Source organism: Paraburkholderia sp. SIMBA_027 (assembly GCF_046535315.1).
In the GTDB taxonomy this organism is placed as follows: Bacteria; Pseudomonadota; Gammaproteobacteria; order Burkholderiales; family Burkholderiaceae; genus Paraburkholderia; species Paraburkholderia tropica.
Genome location: NZ_JAWRWY010001309.1, coordinates 1 through 247, shown reverse-complemented (window position 1 = coordinate 247; position 247 = coordinate 1). Strand labels below are relative to the sequence as shown.

The following is a 247-nucleotide window of genomic DNA, read 5'->3' as shown; positions in this document are numbered from 1 at the left end:
ACGTGCCGGCGGTGGAAGCGGCGCAGGAAGCCGGCGAAGCGGCGGTCGACGAACCGCACGCGCAGCCGGACGAATTGCAGGGCGACGCGGCGACGGACGTCGCGTCGACGCACGAAATACCGAACCGCGATACGCTGGAAGCTGATCGCGTTCAAACCGAACAGGGCGGCGCCGAAGCAGCGCCGGCCGGCGCGCAGTCCGAGCCGCCGCGCGCGGAGTGGAACGAGGAAGATCGCAAGCCGGCCGC

The 247-nt window shown here is 71.7% G+C and carries 1 protein-coding gene; it reads right to left on the bottom strand.

The window, feature by feature from the left end; all coding sequences use genetic code 11:
* Nucleotides 1-247, bottom strand: a 247-nt coding sequence (locus SB764_RS43395) for a hypothetical protein (protein WP_410867225.1), incomplete at both ends; no start/stop codon positions are given.